Source organism: Flavobacterium luteum, assembly GCF_008806775.1.
Lineage (GTDB): Bacteria > Bacteroidota > Bacteroidia > Flavobacteriales > Flavobacteriaceae > Flavobacterium > Flavobacterium luteum.
Window position 1 is genome coordinate 62355 of record NZ_WAEM01000006.1, and the last position, 19422, is coordinate 81776.

18 protein-coding genes and 1 tRNA gene are annotated in these 19422 nt (G+C 30.7%); 9 read left to right on the top strand and 10 right to left on the bottom strand.

What is annotated here, in order from left to right:
* Positions 1–386 precede the first annotated feature (386 nt).
* Complete coding sequence (locus F6464_RS11120; protein WP_151107887.1) at positions 387–1763, top strand: OmpA family protein; 1377 nt, start codon at positions 387–389, stop codon at positions 1761–1763.
* Between the two features lie 112 nt (positions 1764–1875).
* On the opposite strand, the gene F6464_RS11125 is transcribed toward F6464_RS11120, so the two are convergent.
* Positions 1876–2787, bottom strand: a complete 912-nt coding sequence (locus F6464_RS11125) for a bifunctional metallophosphatase/5'-nucleotidase (protein ID WP_151107888.1) — start codon at positions 2785–2787, stop codon at positions 1876–1878.
* Positions 2788–2823: 36 nt separating this feature from the next.
* Positions 2824–3600 carry a 5'-nucleotidase C-terminal domain-containing protein gene (locus F6464_RS11130; RefSeq protein ID WP_151107889.1) on the bottom strand — a complete coding sequence of 259 codons (777 nt, stop codon included), beginning with the start codon at positions 3598–3600 and terminating at the stop codon, positions 2824–2826.
* 48 nt (positions 3601–3648) lie between these two features.
* Here F6464_RS11130 and F6464_RS11135 point away from each other — a divergent pair, with 48 nt between their 5' ends.
* Positions 3649–4167, top strand: a complete 519-nt coding sequence (locus F6464_RS11135) for a DUF6913 domain-containing protein (RefSeq protein WP_151107890.1) — start codon at positions 3649–3651, stop codon at positions 4165–4167.
* 1 nt (position 4168) lies between these two features.
* On the top strand, positions 4169–5053 hold the full coding sequence (gene dapA, locus F6464_RS11140; RefSeq protein WP_151107891.1) for a 4-hydroxy-tetrahydrodipicolinate synthase: 885 nt from the start codon (positions 4169–4171) through the stop codon (positions 5051–5053).
* Positions 5054–5134: 81 nt separating this feature from the next.
* Here the strand turns inward: dapA and F6464_RS11145 are convergent, their stop codons facing one another.
* Both F6464_RS11145 and F6464_RS11150 read right to left on the bottom strand, forming a co-directional pair.
* A complete protein-coding gene (locus F6464_RS11145; protein ID WP_151107892.1) occupies positions 5135–6469 on the bottom strand; it encodes an aminotransferase class III-fold pyridoxal phosphate-dependent enzyme in 1335 nt (444 codons plus the stop codon).
* Between the two features lie 353 nt (positions 6470–6822).
* Positions 6823–8280 carry a CoA-acylating methylmalonate-semialdehyde dehydrogenase gene (locus tag F6464_RS11150; RefSeq protein WP_151107893.1) on the bottom strand — a complete coding sequence of 486 codons (1458 nt, stop codon included), beginning with the start codon at positions 8278–8280 and terminating at the stop codon, positions 6823–6825.
* Positions 8281–8490: 210 nt separating this feature from the next.
* On the opposite strand from F6464_RS11150, the gene F6464_RS11155 reads away from it, so the two are divergent.
* Together F6464_RS11155 and F6464_RS11160 are read left to right on the top strand one after the other, a co-directional pair.
* Entirely contained in the window at positions 8491–8976 is a 486-nt protein-coding gene (locus F6464_RS11155) for an Lrp/AsnC family transcriptional regulator (RefSeq protein ID WP_151107894.1), read from the top strand.
* A gap of 48 nt (positions 8977–9024) precedes the next feature.
* Positions 9025–9918 (top strand): hypothetical protein, encoded by an 894-nt coding sequence (locus F6464_RS11160; RefSeq protein ID WP_151107895.1) that lies wholly within the window; start codon positions 9025–9027, stop codon positions 9916–9918.
* Positions 9919–9993: 75 nt separating this feature from the next.
* Here the strand turns inward: F6464_RS11160 and F6464_RS11165 are convergent, their stop codons facing one another.
* Both F6464_RS11165 and F6464_RS11170 read right to left on the bottom strand, forming a co-directional pair.
* Positions 9994–10473, bottom strand: coding sequence for a hypothetical protein (locus tag F6464_RS11165; protein ID WP_151107896.1), 480 nt, complete (start codon positions 10471–10473; stop codon positions 9994–9996).
* 43 nt (positions 10474–10516) lie between these two features.
* Positions 10517–10816 carry a hypothetical protein gene (locus F6464_RS11170; RefSeq protein WP_151107897.1) on the bottom strand — a complete coding sequence of 100 codons (300 nt, stop codon included), beginning with the start codon at positions 10814–10816 and terminating at the stop codon, positions 10517–10519.
* 331 nt (positions 10817–11147) lie between these two features.
* Here F6464_RS11170 and F6464_RS11175 point away from each other — a divergent pair, with 331 nt between their 5' ends.
* Positions 11148–12188 (top strand): outer membrane beta-barrel protein, encoded by a 1041-nt coding sequence (locus F6464_RS11175; protein ID WP_151107898.1) that lies wholly within the window; start codon positions 11148–11150, stop codon positions 12186–12188.
* 77 nt (positions 12189–12265) lie between these two features.
* Here F6464_RS11175 and F6464_RS11180 read toward each other — a convergent pair whose 3' ends face one another.
* The 4 genes from F6464_RS11180 to F6464_RS11195 form a co-directional block, all read right to left on the bottom strand.
* A complete protein-coding gene (locus F6464_RS11180) occupies positions 12266–12724 on the bottom strand; it encodes a hypothetical protein (protein WP_191963375.1) in 459 nt (152 codons plus the stop codon).
* 38 nt (positions 12725–12762) lie between these two features.
* Positions 12763–14064 (bottom strand): 30S ribosomal protein S12 methylthiotransferase RimO, encoded by a 1302-nt coding sequence (gene rimO, locus F6464_RS11185; RefSeq protein WP_151107899.1) that lies wholly within the window; start codon positions 14062–14064, stop codon positions 12763–12765.
* A gap of 179 nt (positions 14065–14243) precedes the next feature.
* Positions 14244–15770, bottom strand: coding sequence for an OmpP1/FadL family transporter (locus tag F6464_RS11190; protein ID WP_151107900.1), 1527 nt, complete (start codon positions 15768–15770; stop codon positions 14244–14246).
* 74 nt (positions 15771–15844) lie between these two features.
* Positions 15845–16879: a hypothetical protein gene (locus F6464_RS11195; protein WP_151107902.1), complete on the bottom strand. Its 1035-nt coding sequence runs from the start codon at positions 16877–16879 to the stop codon at positions 15845–15847.
* A gap of 99 nt (positions 16880–16978) precedes the next feature.
* Between F6464_RS11195 and proS the strand changes: the two genes are divergently transcribed.
* The 3 genes from proS to rpsT all read left to right on the top strand — a co-directional run bounded on the left by proS (position 16979) and on the right by rpsT (position 18998).
* A complete protein-coding gene (gene proS / locus F6464_RS11200; protein WP_151107903.1) occupies positions 16979–18457 on the top strand; it encodes a proline--tRNA ligase in 1479 nt (492 codons plus the stop codon).
* A 79-nt stretch (positions 18458–18536) separates the two neighbouring features.
* Positions 18537–18608, top strand: a tRNA-Glu gene (locus tag F6464_RS11205).
* Positions 18609–18746: 138 nt separating this feature from the next.
* The gene (rpsT, locus tag F6464_RS11210) at positions 18747–18998 is read left to right on the top strand and encodes a 30S ribosomal protein S20 (protein ID WP_151107904.1); all 252 of its coding nucleotides are present in this window, start codon (positions 18747–18749) and stop codon (positions 18996–18998) included.
* Positions 18999–19422 lie beyond the last annotated feature (424 nt).

Genomic DNA, 19422 nt, shown 5'->3' on the forward strand with positions numbered 1-19422 from the left:
TTAAATATCAGGCAAATATAACTATTCTTTTAGCTTTTTAATAAAACTTGGTGTTGAAAATTTTAAACAAATGAGTTAATTAACAAACTCGGAAAAAAATTATTTGTGCTAGTAATAACGTATTATAATGATAAAATGTATTAAAAAGTACATATTAAGGAATCAATTACAAACCCTTAAAATAGTTAAAAAAACTCTTACAATGCTAAATTGATTCAAATAAGCCTCTAAAAATTAATAGATCAACTAAAAGACAACGAGATATTATTAATATGTTAATAATTATAATAATAGCTCAAAAAATTGAATTTTTAAACTAAAATGTTATATTTGCAAATTATATGTTAAATTCAAACTTTTACAAGCTTTAATATTCAAACCAAATTATGAAAAAAAGTTTACTACTATTATCTATTTCTTTATTTGCAATAACAACTACAATTGCTCAGAATAAAGTAAAAAAAGAGACTCCTAAAAAAGAGGTAAATGATGCAGCTATCAAAAGTAACACTTTCAACAGGTGGACCATTGAAGTAAGTGCTGGTAGAAGCAAAGGAATAAAACCCTACAATGTTGGTTATTTCGCAAGTGATCCTAGAACTTATTTAGGAAAACTTAGTTTCAATTCTTACAATGCAGGAGTTAGATATATGTTTAGTCCTAAATTTGGGTTGAAATTAGATTTCTCTTCAGACTTATTTGAAAATGTTAAAGGAGCAGGCAGTAAAGAATTTAAAACACAACAATACAGAGTTGGTATTCAGGGAGTTGTAAACGCATCTCGCCTTTTTGATATTGAAAAAGAATTGGGTCGATTTAATTTTCTTGTCCATGGAGGATTACAAGTAGGTCAAATTACACCTAAGTTGAAATCTTTTTCTAATTATAACAGAACAGAAGATAATGGAGGCGTGATTTTTGGTATTTCTCCAGAGTTTAGAGTTTTTAATAATTTTTCTATAATTGCTGACTACAGTATGGTTTATAATTATAGACAACATTATGCATGGGATGGTAATTATGCCCCAGAAGAAAATAATCTATACGGGCAAATGATTTCTGCAACTATTGGTTTAACTTACTCATTTGGAGAAAATAATATGCACGGAGACTGGGCAACTATTATTAGCAAAGAAATGCTAGCAGTAGAAGCACTTGACAAGAAAGTTGGTGATATTGAAAAGTTAATGGATGATAGTGATAAAGATGGTGTGCCTGATTATTTAGATGTTGAAAACAATTCTATTGCTGGAGTAGCAGTTGATACTAAAGGTAGAATGGTTGATGTTAACAAAAACGGTGTGCCTGATGAGTTAGAAAAATATTTAGCTAATAACTATTCTGATAAAACAGAAACTAACACAATTATTGAAGGTGCTAAATCTGAATCAAAATCTGAATTAATTAAAGACTTAGTGAACAAAGGATATGTTGCAGCTTATTTTGAATTTAATGCTGTAAAACCTACAAGTATGTCATCTGATGGTATAGGGTTTATATTGAATTATTTAAGAGCAAACCCAACTTCATCTGTTGATATTATTGGTTATGCTGATGAAATTGGAAATAGTGCATATAATATTAAATTAGCAAACAATAGATCTAAGGCTGTTAAAGATATATTAATCAAATCTGGCGTTAACCCTTATAGATTAAATGTCATTCCAGGAGCTGGATCTGATAGGGGAATTGATAAATCAGTTGACCCTAAATCTCCAGAAGCTAGAAGATTAGTTAGAAAAGTTGTTTTTCAAATTAAATAAGAATTAACATAATATAACAATAAAGACTTTGTAGTAACAAAGTCTTTATTTATTAAAAAAGTAATAAAACCGTTTGAAAGTATTTTTAAACGGTTTTTTTTAATAGGAAATGTTAAATAATAATTGATTTTCCTTTAGAAATTATTGAAATATCAGAATCAAAATAAAAATCAATTCTACCTAGATTAATACCATAACATCCTACTTGATTTACTAAAACATCTTTTCCATCAGCATTTTTTAAAACCGTTGGTTTTTCTAAAAAAGTGTGTGTATGACCTCCTATAATTAAATCAATGTCTTTAGTAAGACCAGCTAATTTTATATCACAAATTTTATCAGGGTCATTTTTATATTGGTATCCAATATGTGACAAACATATAACTAAATCACATTTTTTTTCATGCTTTAAGATTCGACTCATATCTTGAGCAATTTCTAATGGATTCATATAGACTGTTTCCTTATAGTTTTTTTTATCGACCAATCCAGCTAATTCTATTCCGAGACCAAAAACCCCTATTTTTATTCCGTTTTTATGAATTATTTTAAAAGGCTTTACTTTCCCATTCAAAACGGTATTTTCGAAATCATAATTAGCCGAAATAAAATCAAAATTAGCATTATGCATTTGAGAATAAAATCCGTCAATCCCATTGTCAAAATCATGATTTCCTAATGTTCCCAAGTCATATTTCATCATACTCATGAGCTTCAATTCCAATTCCCCACCATAATAATTAAAGTAAGGAGTGCCTTGAAAAATATCACCAGCATCTAGTAATAAAACATTTGGGTTTTCTTGACGAATGCTTTCAATCAATGCTGCTCTTCTTGCAACTCCACCCATATTTGGATTTTTAGGATGTGTAGCTGGAAACGGATCAATGTAACTATGTACATCATTGGTATGAAGCACCGTGAGATGTCTAGATTTTGATGTTTCAAAACTACTTAACGATAACCCTAATCCTAAAAGTGTAGAACTAGCTGCTGTTTTCTGTATAAAATCTCTTCTTTTCATATGTCATTTTGAGGCACAAAGCAATCTCTATTCTATTTATTCAACACTAATTCTTTTATCAGTAATAACTGGAATGGTATCCACTTCTTTAAAGTAATCAATTAATATATTTCTAAGCTTGTAATCAATAGTATAAGAATTGATTCCCTTTTTAAAAAAACTCATATTATCTCCACCATTTGACAAATAGTCTGATGTTACAACATAATATATTTTTTCATTATCTAAAGGTTTTCCTTTAATTAGTATTGTATTTGCAACTTTATCTTTATCAATAATAAAAGTTAATCCTGATATCGGATGCGGTTTTTTTTCTGCAATTATATAATTTACAATTTCATTAATTTGATCACTTTTTAATGCTACAATAACTGCGCTGTTTTCAAAAGGCATAATTTCATAGGCTGTTCTAGCAGTTACATTACCTTTAGAAATTATAGAACGTATTCCGCCATGATTCAGCAAACAAATATCAATATCTTTTTTTTCTCTAGAATTAAAAATCAAATTGCTTCTTTGAAGCGTAATATCGGCAAGTAAATTCCCAATTGTTGTTTGCCATTCTCCAGTTTTATCTATTGTTTGTGGGGCATAGGCTAATATTGTATTTAAATCTTTGTCTATATTCTCTCTATAGGGTTTTATGTACTCTTCAATTAATGGAATTTCTTTATTATTATCTGTAACTCCAATTTCTTTGCCATCAATTTTGGTTACAAATATTTTTTGTTGTACACAAGATATAAAAAGGAAAGTTGTTAAGAATATAACAAAATGTTGAGATAATGCGGTATAGTTTTTTAATTTTGACATCTAAAGTGTAACTTATTTAATTAATTTTGTAACCCAAGTAAAAATAGTATGTTTTTAAATCACCTAAAGAATTTTTTTACCAAAAATATAGTTAAAAATACATTGTCAAATGTAAAGAATATTTCGTCTGCTGCAACAATAAAAACTGTTGGAATTGTATTTGATGAAACCTATTTTTACGAGAAAGAAGCTTTGGTTCAGGAATTAGTTAATAATGGAATTATTGAAAGTAGTATTCAGATACTGGTTTTTAAAGATAAAATAAAAAAGAATGAAGTTTTTGATTATCCTACATTTAGTCATAAAGACTTAAGTTGGACAGCAACTTTCGAAAAATCGGAAGTAAAGGATTTTGTGGCAAAAAAGTTCGATTTGCTAATAAACTACTACGATACCGAAAAATCTGCTTTACTTTTAGTTTCCAATCAATCAAAAGCGATTTTTAAAGTAGGGTTTGCATCAATTGATAAAAAACTGAATCATTTTATGATTCATACAAATGCCGAAAACTATAAGATATTCATCGAAGAGTTATTTAAATATCTAAAAATATTAAACAAAATATAATATGCAATCATTAATAGGTACTGGAGTTGCACTAGTTACACCATTTAAAAAAGATTTTTCTGTAGATGTTGAAGCTCTAAAAAAAATCGTTCAATATCAAATAGAAAACGGAATTGATTATTTGGTAATTTTAGGAACTACTGCCGAAAATGCTACACTTGACATACAGGAAAAAGAAGTAGTTATAAAAACTATTATTGATGCTAATAATGGTAGATTGCCATTAGTACTTGGGGTTGGAGGAAATGATACTCGTCAGGTCGTTACAGAATTACAAAACAGAGATTTATCTCCATTTATAGCTATACTTTCTGTATCGCCATATTATAATAAACCTACACAAGAAGGAATTTACCAACACTTCAAAGCTATTGCCCAAGCATCATCGATTCCTATTATTATATACAATGTTCCTGGAAGAACAGCAAGTAATATATTGCCATCTACAGTGATTCGCTTAGCAAATGATTTTAAAAATATTGTTGCTATAAAAGAAGCTGCTGGTGATATACCTCAAGCCATGAAATTAATTAAATACAAACCAAAAGATTTCTTGGTTATTTCTGGTGATGATATTGCGACCTTGCCCATTATTTTTGCAGGTGGAAGTGGAGTAATATCGGTAATAGGAGAAGGCTTTCCTAAGCAAACTTCTGATATGGTGAAATTGGCATTGAATAATAAAGTTCAGGAAGCTTACCAATTACATTATTTACTAATGGATAGCATTGATATGATTTTTGAACAAGGAAATCCTGCAGGAATTAAAGAAATATTTAAATCATTAGGTTTGTCTGAAAACACAGTACGATTACCATTGGTAAATGTTGATGAAAATTTAGCCAATAGATTGCATAAAGAAGTGAAGAAAATAAATGAGATGTAGTTTTGAAGTTATTTATACAAAACAATAAACCACCCTAACGGGTGGTTTATTGTTTTGTATTTAATAAGATATTAAAAATTTCTAAATTACATATTCATCAGCAATACTTAATGCTTCAGAAATAATAGCCAATCCTTCATCAATTTGAGCTTCATTTATAATTAAAGGTGGTGCAATAAAAATATAGCCCCAACGAACAAAAGTATAGAGTCCAAGCTCTCTTAGCTTTGCTCCTACTTTATTCATCACTTCCATTTCAGTGGCATTTGCGTTAAATGGAGCCATTAGTTGATACGGTTTTTTACTTTTTACAACATCAAGACATCCTAGTAATCCTTTATTTCTAAATTCTCCAATTGAAGGATGTTTTGCTCTCATTTCATTAATTCTTTTCTCAATATATAAAGCCATTTTATTAGCGTTTGCTATTAAATTATCACTTTCATATATGTTTATAACAGCAAGTGATGCTGCTAAAGCTACTGGATGTGAGTTGTAGGTTAATCCAAGCCATAACGGAGAATCATCATACTTAGCTGCAATTTTATCAGATACCATCAAACAGCCTAGTGGTAAATATGAGGAAGTTAGTCCTTTTGCCATACATATCATATCGGGAACTATGTCACTATGTTCAAATCCAAACCATTTTCCTGTTCTACCAAAACCACTCATTACTTCGTCAGCAATAAATAGTATATCATATTTTTCGCACAACGCTTTTATGCCTTTTAAATAGCCATTAGGATAATGCAAACATCCAGAAGAACCACTTTCTCCTTCAAATATGAAAGCAGCAATTGTGTGTCCGCCTTCGTAACGAATGATTCGTTCTACTGAATCTAAACTCCATTTTAATCTAGTTTCTTCATCTTGATCACTTAAACCATAAAAATCATACGGATCATCGAGATGAAACATATTTGGTACTTGTTGCGCATCACTATATAGTTTTCTAGGATCGCCACCAGCTGTCATACTTGCATAGGAAGCGCCATGAAATCCTCGGTATCTTCCAAAAATTTTATGCTTACCAGTATATAAACGTGCTAATTTTATAGCATTATCAACAGATGTTGCTCCGCATAAAGTAAAGAAAGCTTTGTTTAAGTCACCAGGGCAAATTTCGGCTAGTTTTTTAGATAATTTTGCTCGGATTTCGGTAGTACATACTGGAGTAACATAACTCACTTTTTGCATTTGATCTACAACGGCATCAGTTACTCTTTGATCGCCATGCCCAATATTTACAGACATTAATCCGCTAGAAAAATCTATAATTTTTTTTCCTCCAACTTCATATAAATAGACACCTTCAGCTTTTTCAATAGCAATAGGGTTAATGTTTTTTTGTGCAACCCAAGTAAACAAACTGTATTGCTTACTGTCACTTATTATTTGTTCTTTACTTAACATTTTTTTATTTATAATTTTATAATTATTTTAAAACTTAGGTCTTAACCGTATGTAAACTCGTCCCTTAAAAACCCAATTTTTTGATACAAAACTTGTGTGATAAACTTGTTTGAAATAAATGAAGAAAAACTGCTGCAAATTAAAGCGAAACCTACAAATTTATTTTTATCATCTAAAGCTAAAAAATGACAGCCAGACTATTCTCTATTCTTTTTTTAAATACGATTTGTTCATTTTAAAATTAGATGAATTTCAATAAAAACAAGATGGATATCAAATAAGTTTGTTGATTAATCAAAATCTGCTAAATGACTTTTTTAATCATTCAAATATGATTTTATTTTTCAAATTTTTTAACTCATCCAATTGACCCCAGCTTCCTGATTCCATTTGGTTGTTGTTTTCTTTTCTTTGGTAAAGAAAATTATGGAGCTTTTGCCAGTAATATCGCCTGAGCCAAATCGCGATTCGTTCCATCCTCCAAAACCGAAAGGCTCTCTAGGAACTGGAACACCTATGTTTACACCACACATTCCAGCCGAAGCATTCTCAGTAACATAATTCGCTAAGCCACCACTTTGAGTAAATACCGAACAAGCATTTCCGTATGGATTTGCATTTTCAATAGCTAGAGCTTCATCAATAGTTTTTACACGAACTATAGTTAAAACTGGACCGAAAATTTCTTCTTTTGCTACACGCATGTCTGCGGTAGCGTGGTCTATTATAGTTGGGCCAACATAAAAACCATTTTCTTTTCCAGGAACTACAGTATTTCGTCCATCTAAAATAATTTTAGCACCTTGTTCTTCAGCTTCAGTAATATAATTTTCAATTCTTTCTTTTGAAGCTTTTGAAATTACAGCACCTAATGTAGTACCACACTGAATTTTAAGCGCATCTCCAACCAATTTATCTAAAATGGCATCACAATTACCAACTGCTATTAGCGTAGCAGCTGCCATACATCTTTGTCCTGCGCAACCACTCATAGAGGCAACAATATTAGACGATGCCATGTCTGGATGCGCGTCTGGCAATAAAATAATATGGTTTTTTGCACCACCCAAAGCAAGTACTTGCTTTAAATTGTTGCTAGCTCTTTGATATACTATTTTTGCTACTTTAGTCGAGCCTACAAAAGTAACCGCTTTAATATCTGGATGATCGCATATATTTTCTACCGTAGATTGAGTGCCGTTAATGATATTGAATAATCCGTCAGGTAATCCAGCCTCTTTAAGCAATTTAGCAATATATTGACTACTGATAGGAACTAATTCTGAAGGCTTTAAAATCATTGCATTTCCTAGAGCAATTGCATTTACAAGAGTCCAATGTGGCACCATACTCGGAAAATTAAATGGTGCTATCGAAGCTACTACTCCTAATGGATGCCTTGTAGAAGAACAATAGACTCCCTTACTTACTTCCATATTTTCACCATTAACGAATTGGGGTAGTGAACATGCAAATTCAGTAAGTTCTATAGCTTTATCAATTTCTGCTTTGGCTTCGCTATGAATTTTACCGTTTTCTTGGTATATAATTTCAGTAAGTTCTACACTATTTTTTTCTAATAACTGTCTGTATCTGTATAAAACTTGAACTCTTTCTTTTAAGGTTACTTTTTGCCATGCTTTTTGAGCTTTTTGAGCAGCAATTACAATTTCATTCAAGTCATCCATAGAAGATTCTTTGAAATTTGACAATTCTCCACCATCTAAAGGTGAAATAACTGAATGAGTTTTAGTTGTGCTTCCTGATTTAAAAGCTCCGTTTATAAAGTTTTGTACTTCGTTGTATTTCATGATAAATAATTTTAAAATTCAAATATACAATATATTGTAAAATAAAAGTAATATATCGATAATAATATTAAAAAAACGAATAGATTTACAAATAATATTATGTTTTTTAAATTTATTTACAAAAAACGTATTAAAAAATTTAACTCTAAAATTAAATCTTTATAAAAGTAATTGTTTTATTTCTTATTTTTATGGCAAACAACAAACAATATGAGTGTTCTTAACGATGAATTAGACTATCAAATTTTAAAATTATTACAAAAAGACGGAAGAATGTCTTTTACTGAAATTTCTAAAGAAATAAATGTTGCTGTAAGCACGATAAGGCATCGATACATTAATTTGATTGAGGATGGAACGATAAAGATTATAGGTAGAGTAGATCCAAATAAAATAGGTTTTAATGCTTATGCCAGTATTTTAATTTCGGTAAAGCCAAAAACATATATGAACACTATTTTTGAAGAACTTACAAAGTTACCTGAAATTAGTTTTCTAGCTTTAGTTTCTGGAAGCTTTGATATAGAAGCCGATGTAATGTGTCGTGATATGGAACATTTAAATGTATTGCTAGCAGATAAAATTCATGTTTTAGAAGGGGTTTTTGACACGAAAACCAACATGTACATGAAAATATACAAAGTAGCGCAACCTGATTTAGAATTGGCTAGATTGTCTAGTATGCCAAAGCAATAGCTTATAATTGTTTAAATCAAAAAGTATTATAATTTTAAGAATGTATAAATGATTAATACCATTCATCATCCCTATAGGAGTAAAGGATTTCTAACTTTATTATTAATTTTATTTTCAATAGTTGTTTTTTCACAAAATGATTTCGCATCAAATCCACCCAGCCAAAAGATTGAGACTGTTGATACAATAAAAGGCAATTGGGATATAAATGTGGATTTAGCTTCAAGATATATCTGGAGAGGCCAATCTTGGGGCGGAGATTACCCAGTTTTACAACTCTATGGCAATTATACTATTAACGACAAGTTTTCTGTTGGTTTTTGGACAACATCAAATTTTAAAAAAGAATATTATGATAAAAATGGAGCTTCAAAAGGGTATCAAGAATTAGATTTAGTTTTTAATTATTCTCCTACAGATTATTTTACAGTATCACTACAAGATTATTACTGGCCATCAACTGATAGACAAGAGGGGGTTTCAAATGAGTTTTTTAATTTTGGTAATGATGGTTCTCAATCTTTAGATCTACAGTTTTTGTTTGATTTTTCTGAAAGAAAATTACCTTTTTGGGCTACATTAAGCACCTTGATTGCGGGTAATGATTTCAGATATAAAGATGAAAATGATGAAAAGGGCAAACAAAATTTCACTACCTATATAGAATTTGGTTATACATATGAAGCACCATTAATGATTGAAGTGGCTCCGGTAATTGGTTTTGTGGTTAATAATAAAGCGAGGTATTACACCTATGCAGATTATGATAAGCCTTCATTTGTGAATTTAGGCTGTAAACTATCCAAAGATTTTAAAATAGGTAAGCACTTTATCATACCAATTTGGTTAAATTATACTTATAATGCTACTGCTAGTACAACTAATTTAGAGCCATTTGGAAAACAATTCTTGGTTGTTGGCACAACTCTAACCTATGAATAGAATTTAGGGATAACTAAAAAGCAGCCATCAATTTAGAGATAACTGCTTTTTTGGAAATAATATGTATAGATTTACTTAATACTTATAAGCAGTTGCTTTTAATTCATTTTGATTGTTTGCTTCAATAACAATAAATGGATAACCTTTAGCTGCTGCTTTTTCTTTCAATCTTTTTTCAGCTAGTTCTTTTGCTAATTGTGCAGTTTGTCCTTTTGTTAAAGCTGGAAAAAGGTTAATAATATCTGCTTTTTCGAGTCCAAAAGTTTCAGATGGTTTCAAAACAATAATTTTTTTAGAATCTGATTTTGTTGAAATCTGAATTTTTTCAGTGATAATTTGTGAGCTTTTTTTTGATTTAGAATTCAATAGCGCTACAGCGTATTTACTAATTTTTTTCTCTTCAAAGTTTCCTGGTAATGAATAGTAAATTATGCTATTTTCGGTTTTTATAAAATTTACTTCGGTTTTTTCTCCATTGTGTTTTACGATTTCATCGGTTTGACCAAAAAATGGAGCGCTTATAGATAATAGTATTAGTACTAATGTTTTTTTCATGATTTTGTATTATTTGAATAATTGAATGCTGGGTGAAATTATTTTAAGGTATTCCTATAAACAATTCTGGTGGTGGATTAGTAACTTCCAATTCAATTTCTTTAATGCTAAAAATCAAAAGTGGCATTAATATAACAAAAATAGATGATAACATGAAAAACTGAATTGATTCTTCCCAAAATAGCTCTACTGAATTTTCAGCTTCATTACCCATAAAGTTTTCAGTTAACTCATAAGGCGGATTTTCAATAATATCTTTAATAGAGGAAAACGTATCATGTATCCAAACTAAAGAAAAAATGAAAATGATTAATAAGTACAGTATTTTCAGTGCTTTTGTCATGAAGCTAAAATACTAATAAAGAACTCCTTTTGCAACTAAGTAGTGGTTAAGAATAAGTTAATTCATACTTAATAATAGTTAATTTTTTAAAATTGGAATTTGTTTCCAGTAAAAAAATTGATTTTATAGAATATTAAATCTTGATTTTTTTAATTTTTAAAACACAATACCCTATTTTTTTTAAGGTATTTTTGTTTAAAATATAAAAATAAAGTAAATATACCCTAAAAAAACATAGGGTATTGTAAAAACATTTATGTTTGCGATGTGATTGACAAATTAAATGTTGTTTTTCACAATTAAAAAAAATATAAACTAAATTAAATTAAAAATGAAAAAAGTATTACTTATTTTAGCTTTAGCGCTAACGACTAACATGACATTTGCACAGGATACGCCAACAGCAACAACATTTGCTGGTTCTGCGGATATGTATTATAAATACGATTTCTCAGATCAACAAGGAAATGGTCTAACTAGTTTTACAAATTCTCATAATTCTTATGAATTAGGAATGGCTTCTATAGAAGCAACTCATAAAATGGGAAAAGCTTCTGTTTTTGTCGATTTAGGATTTGGACAAAGAGCAGCAGAGTTTACATACAATGATGGCGCAACTTCATTTATGATTAAACAATTGACTTTTACATATGATGTTTCAAGTAGTTTTAAAATCGTTGCTGGTAGTTTTGGAACTCACATAGGATACGAATTAGTAGACGCAGTTGACAATAAAAACTACAGTATGTCATATGCATTTACAAATGGACCGTTCTTCAATACTGGTGTTAAGGCAATATATACATCAGGAAAGTTTAGCTTTATGGCGGGAGTTTCTAACCCAACAGATTTTAAAAGAGCTATAGAAGCTGAGTCTACTCAAAAAACTTTTATTGGTCAAATTGGTTATGTAGCAGATTCAGGGAGTGCTTATTTGAATGTAACCTCAGGAAGTATGAATCCAATTTCAACTACAAACGCAACTCAAATAGACGTTGTTGCATCTAAAAAGATAAATGATAAATTTAGTTTAGGTTTCAACGGAACTTATAGAATGTTAACAGATGATGTTGATAGTAAGTTAGATGCAAATTGGTATTCATTAGTTGGTTATGCTAGTTATGCTCCAAAAGCAAATCTTAGTTTAGCTTACAGATTAGAATATTTTAACCGTGACAAAGTATTGACTGAAACTCCAGACGGGATTAGTATATTAGCTAACACTTTATCATTAAATTATAAAGTAGGTAATTTAACAATTATTCCTGAGGTTAGATTAGACAGTGCTTCTGAAAATCAGTTCAAAGATAGTGATGGTCTTGATTCAAAATCAAATGCTTATATTTTATTAGGAACTACCTATTCTTTCTAATATACTATAAATAGGCTTGTAAAAAAAAGCTCCAAATCGTTATGATTTGGAGCTTTTTTTTTCTAAAATTAGTTTAATTATCGGTTCCTTTTATCAGAAAAGGCTTCAAATCTTTTTTTTCTTTCTTTTACCAATTCGCTGTATTTTTCTTTCTGGTTTTTGTACAATAAATACATTATTTTCATATCAGTAGCTTCTGCTTCAGCCTGCATCTCATTTATCTTATCTTCTTGCGGCATTTCCTTTTTTCTTAAAACATCACTTTTTTTAACGCTTTCGGTCATGATATTTGATATCGCAATTACCTGAAGTTCATCTAAAGTTAATTCTTTTTTTAGGTTCTCTATTATTTTGCTAACGGTAACTTCAACAGTAACTTCTTTTGGAGCAGATTGATTGTTTTGATTCGGCATTCCGTTATTCATTTGTCCCATTCTGTTTTGGTTGCCCCTACCATTATTGCCAAATTGTGCAGAAATAGAACTTACTGATAATACAATACAGACAAAAGTTATTATTTTTTGAATGGTTTTCATATTTAAATTTTTAAAATAATTTCACAATAGATTTATAATTAAATAGGTTCGCCATACAAATCGAACTCGGTAGCTTCGATAATTTTTATCATTACAAATTCGCCTGTTTTTACATAATGTTTCGAAGCATCAATTAAAACCTCGTTGTCAACATCTGGGCTATCAAATTCGGTACGTCCTACAAAATGTCCGCCTTCTTTTCGATCTATAATACATTTAAATGTTTTGCCCACTTTTTCCTGATTTAAATCCCATGAAATTTGCGATTGTAATTCCATAATTTCATTAGCACGAGCCTGTTTTACTTCATCAGGAACATCATCTTCTAATAAATAAGCATGCGTATTTTCCTCGTGAGAATAGGCAAAACAACCCATTCTGTCAAATTTCATTTCTTGAACAAAATCTTTTAGAATATTAAAATCTTCTTCGGTTTCTCCAGGATATCCAACTATTAAAGTGGTACGAATGGCCATTCCCGGAACAGCTTCTCTGAAATCTTTTAATAGTTTAGTAGTCTTGGCTTGCGTAGTTCCGCGACGCATCGATTTTAAAATAGAATCTGATATGTGTTGTAACGGAATATCAATATAATTACAAATTTTAGGTTCACGCTTCATGATCTCCAAGATATCCATAGGAAAACCTGTAGGGAAAGCATAGTGCAAACGAATCCATTCGATGCCTTCTACTTTTACTAACGCTTCAAGTAATTCGCCAAGATTTCTTTTTTTATAAAGATCTAAACCATAATAGGTCAAATCTTGAGCAATCAAAATCAATTCTTTTACACCGTTTTTAGCCAATCCTTCTGCTTCTTTAACGAGCTTTTCGATTGTTTGCGAGACATTTTTTCCTCGCATTAAAGGAATGGCACAAAAACTACAAGGCCTGTCGCAACCTTCAGATATTTTTAGATAAGCATAATTTTTAGGAGTAGTTGTGAGCCTTTCTCCTAACAATTCATGTTTATAATCGGCACCTAATGCTTTTAAAAGTTGAGGCAACTCGGTTGTACCAAAATACTGGTCTATATTCGGAATTTCTTTTTCTAAATCGGGTCTGTATCTTTCAGATAAACATCCAGTTACAAAAACTTTATCTACTAAACCACGTTCTTTTTTATCGGCATATTCTAAAATCATATTTACTGATTCTGCTTTTGCATTATCAATAAAACCACAGGTATTAATCACTACAATATTGCCTTCTTCTTCGTGTACAACCTCTTTTCCACTGGCACGCAATTGTCCCATCAATACTTCGCTGTCATATACATTTTTAGAACATCCTAATGTAATTACGTTGATTTTATTTTTCTTTAACGATTTGGTTCTCATAGTCTTAAAAATTGGAGTGCAAAACTACGCATTTTATCATAAGAAGCACTAGGATTTGGGAATATTTATGAAGCTATTTCAGAATCGATTTTAAAAATAAGAAGTGTGGTTTTTATTTCAAGCAAAAAAAAGACCATTACTATCTGCAATGATCTTTCTTTAGAATTTCAAAACTGTTTTTACAGTTCGAACAAAAGTGTCATAACAATGTTATTGTTTTTTGTTCTAATGTTTGCGCTATCAATAAAACCTTGTGAGAAAAATGAATTTTGAGAATTTCTATGTGCATAAGAGTACGCCAAATCGAGTTTGGTATTTCCGAAATTGTATCCTAATCCGCTAGAAAATCCAGTTAAATCTCCAATTGTTTTACCATTTTTATACGGACTATGTTCGTTACGAAACCCACCTCTTAAGCTAACTTGTTTAATTCTATATTCGGCTCCAATTCTAAGCTCTCCTGCTGTATCCAATGCATTCGCCAAAATTTGGTTTGGAGTTTGAAATTCGTTTCTGGGAGTAAAAATAGTGTTGCTGTAATCTCGACGAGTATAATCTAAACTGATTAATCCTTTTTTACCAAAAACATACGCTAAACTGCCAGTCCATTTTCCGGGAGCTCTAAGGCTATAGGGTTGGTAAACAATTATTATATTTGAATCAGGCGTTATAGAGGATAAATTTGGATTGGGCGGGTTTCCATAATTATATCCAGTAGTAGTTAACGTTTGTTGCAATTCATCAAATAAACGATACCATGTTGGAGATTGATACGTTAATCCTGCTCTAAATTCGCTAGTAATTTTTGCAATTGCGCCCAATTGAAAAGAAAATCCTGAGCCATACGTATATAAATCATTATCAAAACGGATACTTCTGACTCCTGAATTTGTACTATTAGAGTTGTTTTCATAAAAACGACTCGATTGCCTTAAATCTGTAAAATGCGAATTCAAATTCAAACCAAAATAAAATTTGTCTTTATATTGAGTGGCTATGTTAAAATTTAATTTTCCGTTGTATCCAGTAGATTCAACGTAATTTTGTTGGTTATATGTACCCGTAGGAACATTAGAATTGTAAGTATTGTTGTTTGCATTAGAAGGATTATCAGGATTTATGATGTATCCGTTATATCCTAAAAAGGCTTGCTGTTCAATATAATTTAGGTCTTCATAAAATGAATTTTCTAAAATACCAAGATTAATACCGCTTTGTCCGATACTTGAGTTAGGATTAGCATAACTTAAAAAATACTGATCTATAGAATGATTAGTATTTCTTCCTGATGAATATAAGGAATTATCAAAATTATTTACGTTTTCGTAATTAACAGAAAGAACCAATTTTTTCCAATCATTTTTTGGATTATAATCTTTAAAAACAAAAACTACTCCAGCTTGATTTAAATCGAAATTAGAATTGTTTGAACTTGTTGAAGTTCCTAAATAATCAGAATTATTTTTAATATTAAAATTACTTAAAGTAAAACTCAATTGATTGTTCGAAAACACCGCAGCTCCTGCTGGATTTACATTTATTGCAGAAAAATCTCCTCCAAGTGCTCCAAACGCCCCACTCATAGCTTGAAATCGAGCTGTTCCGTTTAAACTTTCTTTTGAATAAAGCAATGCCTCTGTTAAACCCTGAGCATGAACAACAGTATTAGAAAACACCATTATTAATATTGTAATTAATTTTTTCATAAATAATATTTTTTATGATAGTCTAACGATTGAAATGGTTGTCTCATCATTATATAACATTTTTATTTAGATTTTTATCTTCTACCACCACCACCAGATGATCTTCCTCCTCCACTACTATTTGAGCTACTGGTATTTCCAGCGCTGCTGTATCCTCCTCCGCTACTAGATCTTCCTGACGAACTTGGGCTATATGACCGAGTTGGTGTGTTGTTTTGATTACTAGGATTACTGTATGTTCTTGTAGAATTACTTTCTGTTCTAGTTGGTGTGGTATATGTATTATTTCTTTGAGGGGTAATATTGTTGTTTGGCGTATAGGTGTTGTTTCTCGTATTAGAAGTATTATTTCTTGTAGAATTTGTTTTGTTCACTCCTCTATTATTAAAATTAGGAGTAGGAGAAGACAATCTATTAATTGAACTTCTATTTACATCATTTGAATAACGATTACTTCCGCTGTTATAATTGTATGTGCCGTTTGAACTTCTATTTGTAATATCTCTTCTTCCATTAGCATGATAATAATTGTTGTGGTTCCAACTGTTTCCATACCAGTTATTTCCATACCAATTATTTCCATAATAATCGTTCCAACCCCAACCAGCGTTCCAACCAAAACCATTATTCCAACCCCAGCCCCAATTAGGACCGTACCAAGAATTCCAGCCCCATCCTAATCCCATGCCCCAATTACCTCCAAACCAAGGATCCCACCCCCAGCCCAATCCCCAATTGGAAGTGTAAATATTTATATTAGGATTACTTACATTGCTTCCCCAACCGCCATAGCTATTATTATATCCTTGATTTTCATTTTGTTGTCCGTTTGTTATGTTTGAGTTGTAATTTTCAACATCAGTAATTACCTCAGGCTCATTAGTATCATTTTGCAATGAATTAAAATAATTCTGATACTCATTATTTTGAGGGCTAGTTTGTGTTACTTGGGCAGTATTGGGTCTTGGTTTTTCGGTGTTACCATATACACCATCACTATCATAATAAGAAGAGTTTTGATACGAAACGCAAGAAAACAGAAAAATACTAAAAAATCCGAATACTAAATATATGGAAAATTTTAGGGGAGAAAAATATTTAGTTTTCATAACAATGGGTTTTTTATTGTTGGACATTACAAAATTAGTTAGTTTTGCCAAACTATTTAGTTAAAATAAGTTAAACAATATTTGTGCCAAATTATTTATATGAGCAAGAACCTTACTACACGATCAGAAGATTATTCGAAATGGTATAACGAGCTAGTTGTAAAAGCAGATCTTGCTGAAAACTCTGGCGTAAGAGGCTGTATGGTTATTAAACCCTCTGGATATGCTATATGGGAAAAAATGCAAGCCGAATTAGACCGAATGTTTAAAGAAACTGGACATAGCAATGCCTATTTCCCTCTGTTTGTTCCAAAAAGCATGTTCGAAGCCGAAGAAAAAAATGCAGAAGGTTTTGCAAAAGAATGTGCAATTGTTACCCATTATAGATTAAAAAACGATCCAGACAAACCAGGAAAACTAATGGTAGATCCAAATGCAAAATTAGAAGAAGAACTTATAGTTCGTCCCACTAGTGAAGCCATTATTTGGTCTACTTATAAGGGATGGGTCCAATCGTATAGAGATTTACCTTTGCTTATAAATCAGTGGGCAAATGTAGTGCGTTGGGAAATGAGAACTCGTTTGTTTTTGCGTACTGCCGAATTTTTATGGCAAGAAGGCCATACTGCTCATGCTACTAAAGATGAGGCAATAGAAGAGTCTGAAAAAATGATGCATGTCTATGCTGATTTTGTTGAGAATTTTATGGCAATTCCAGTGATAAAAGGGTTGAAAACGGAGACCGAGCGATTTGCAGGAGCAGAAGAAACCTATTGCATAGAAGCATTAATGCAAGATGGGAAAGCTTTGCAAGCAGGGACCTCGCATTTTTTAGGACAGAATTTTGCCAAAGCATTTGATGTAAAATTTGCCAATGCAGAAGGAAAACAAGAATATGTTTGGGGAACCTCATGGGGAGTTTCGACTCGTTTAATGGGGGCTTTGGTTATGACACATTCAGACGATAAAGGATTGGTTTTGCCTCCAAATTTGGCTCCAATTCAAGTAGTTATTGTACCCATTTTTAAAACAGATGAAGAATTAGAAATCATTTCTAAGGTTGTAAATGAATTAGTTTCTGCATTTAAAAAGATTAAAATTGCAGTAAAATTTGATAATAGAACGACTCAAAAACCAGGTTTTAAATTTGCCGAATGGGAATTGAAAGGCGTTCCAGTTCGAATTGCCGTTGGTCCTAAAGATTTAGAAAATGGAACTTTTGAAGTGGCGAGAAGAGATACACTATCTAAAGAAATAATTTCTAAAGATAGTGTTGTATCCTATATCAATGATTTATTAGATCAAATTCAGAAAGATTTGTTCGACAAAGCATTAGATTATAGGGAAAATCATATTACAGAAGTAGATTCTTTTGAAGAGTTTAAGGAAGTTTTAGAAAATAAAGGGGGGTTTGTAGCAGCGCATTGGGATGGTACTGCAGAAACTGAAGAGAAAATTAAGGAATTAACAAAGGCAACCATTAGGTGCATTCCTTTAAATAGAGTAGAAGTGTCAGGTAAATGCATGTATACAGGGGCTGAATCTACTGGTAGAGTGCTGTTTGCGAAAGCCTATTAAAAAAAAAATAAAAAAAATTACATCTACTATTGTACGATTAGAAAATAGTTGTATTTTTGCATCCGCATTAGAGAAGTATGGCCCGTTCGTCTATCGGTTAGGACGCATGGTTTTCATCCATGTAAGAGGGGTTCGATTCCCCTACGGGCTACAAAATTTCATTTTTTTTAAATGGAATAACTAGAAGAATAATGGTTCGTTCTTCTAAATTAGAATAAAAATTTTATTCTAATTTAAATGAGTTTATTCTCATCTTGGACTAAAAAAATAATTAAGAAAAAAGAATAAAATGGCAAATCATAAGTCGGCATTAAAGAGAATTAGAAGTAACGAGAAAAGAAGAGTATTGAATCGTTATCAGCATAAAACTACTCGTAATGCAATTAAAGCGCTACGATTGGCTACTGATAAATCAGATGCTTCTAGCAAATTATCGAGTGTAATTTCTATGATTGATAAATTAGCTAAGAAAAATATTATTCATGATAATAAAGCGTCTAATCTAAAATCTAAATTAACTAAGCATGTAGCTAAATTGTAAATTCTACAATTTCAACATATAAAAAAACTCTCCAAATTATATGGAGAGTTTTTTTTTACAATTAAATGTATCTTGTTTTATAATAAATTATATTCTCAATACAAACTAATAAAAGTTTTAATAGTTTGGAATTCAAAAAGAATTTCCTGAAAAAAATTAATTAACTTATTTACTAGATTTATTATTAACGAACAGTTAGTAATTTTAGAAACCAGTATTACTATTTATTATTTTGGTTTTAAAAGCAAACAACGTTTACTTATAACTTTCACACAATAAAAAATTTTGATAAAAATAATTTTATAAAACTTTCTTTAAGCCTAATGGAATAACATTATAATTATATAGGCTATTTTTCAGTATTATGCCTAAAACTAAATAAATCTACATATTAATCCTGTTCAAGCTCATCTTTTTTAAATGC